The 1,767-nt window shown below is 42.0% G+C and carries 2 protein-coding genes; both read left to right on the top strand.

Annotated features, from left to right (window positions below; all coding sequences use genetic code 11):
- Positions 1-124 precede the first annotated feature (124 nt).
- On the top strand, positions 125-532 hold the full coding sequence (locus F6K52_RS35920) for a hypothetical protein (RefSeq protein ID WP_293089934.1): 408 nt from the start codon (positions 125-127) through the stop codon (positions 530-532).
- Positions 533-741: 209 nt separating this feature from the next.
- On the top strand, positions 742-1,602 hold the full coding sequence (locus tag F6K52_RS35915) for an ABC transporter permease (protein ID WP_364421443.1): 861 nt from the start codon (positions 742-744) through the stop codon (positions 1,600-1,602).
- Positions 1,603-1,767: the final 165 nt, after the last annotated feature.

Raw genomic sequence — 1,767 nt, 5'->3', positions numbered from 1 at the left:
TCACAAATATTGTCGATTTATTCACAGAAAGGATGGTTATGCTTATACAAACTAGATTCTGTCCTCATGAACCTCTCACCGTTAACCCTGCGGGTATAACGGGAGTCTCCAAGGAGGTAGAAAGATGAGAGCATCTAATCGAATTCTCCTAGTTTTGTTTCTACTGCGCCTCAGTGTTTTTATAGTAATGCTGATGTGGACCATAGATAAATTCGTGCGTCCTGAACATGCAGCTGCAGTCTATGAAAACTTTTACTTTATTAGTGGACTCGGTAACAGCATTTTTATTATTATTGGCGCTATCCAGTTAGTCATCATCATCGGATTTTTACTAGGGTGGAAAAAACGATTTACTTATGGTAGCGTATTAGTATTTCATGGGGTATCAACTCTCTCATCTTATCAGCAATATCTAAGCCCCTTTACTGATCCGAACTTGCTATTTTTTGCTGCATGGCCAATGTTAGCAGCTTGCTTTGCTCTTTATTATCTCAGAGACCTTGATACGCTGTTTGTAATCGATAGACGATAGGTAAGATAAACACAAAAATCTTCCTTCTGGCGTTCAAGTTAAAAGTTGAAAGTTAAAAGTTAAAAGTTGAAAGTTGAAAGTTAAAAGTTAAAAGTTGAAAGTTGAAAGTTGAAAGTTGAAATTTTTTACTTGCCTAGTGAGGTGCAAAAATTGTTTTCCATCTTGCCTCTTGCCTCTTGCCTTCCCCTCCTGGGAGGGTTTAGGGGTGGGTGCCTCTTGCCTCTTGCCTATTCTCTGTTCCCTGTTCCCTAAAACCCAAGAATCTGTACCTAACCCCATTGAAAACTGCTGTAATTATGAAATATTGGCGGGAAACCTGTGCTGTAGCACAGCGAATCTTGATTGAACTATGGCGAAGGCAGCGTAGCCTATTATTTTGGAGTATTTTTCCAATTACTGTGCTATTTCTCAACGGTTTAATTATGGCAGAACAGGCTCAGCTATCAACCGCTGAAGCATTTGAACGTGCTGCCCCAACTACTCTTGTGGGTGCTGCTTTGTTTTTTAGCTGCTTGGGGGGTAGCGTCGCCACGGTAGTCTCAGAACGAGAACAGCACATGCTCAAGCGTTTATTTCTCTCTCCATTAGGCGGCATATCCTATTTCTTAGGAATTTTTTTGGCTCACAGCTGCATTGGTACAGGTCAAGCCTTAGTGGTTTATACCATAGCAGCATTTTTGGGGGCAAGGTTTCAAGGTTCCGTATTGCTAGGGGTATTGATTATTTTCCTGAGTATTATTGCTTATGTGGGAGTGGGATTTTTTCTGGGAACTCAATTAGCGCGGCGGACTGAGGACGTTAATGCCTTAGTGGGAACCTTCGGTGTACCTCTATTAATTTTGGGGGGTGCATTTTTACCAACTGCTTTGTTTCCGGAACAGTTACTGGAAATCGCTAAGTTTAACCCAATTTATCATATGAACGAAGCCTTGCTAGGAGTATGGGCTGATGGGAATGGTTTGGTGGAAATCGAGTCTCATTTCTGGTTTTTGTTTGGCTTTGCCTCAGTGATGGTGATAGTCGGATGGTTGTCATACCAGGGGATGGTTCAGGTCGAGAGGAGATTGTGATTACCCATGGGAGTTTTGTGCAGGGTAACCTAGTTTAAACCATTGAAAAATGAGGAGGCTTGCACAAACAAATAAACTCAAGTATAGTCGGGTCAGTTATCTATTACCTAGTAGGTAAGCATATGCGCTACGCGCACGCTACGCGAACAGCTGTCAGCCGAAAGA

This window comes from Moorena sp. SIO3H5, from assembly GCF_010692395.1.
Lineage (GTDB): Bacteria > Cyanobacteriota > Cyanobacteriia > Cyanobacteriales > Coleofasciculaceae > Moorena.
This window is presented reverse-complemented; position numbering and strand designations above follow the sequence as displayed.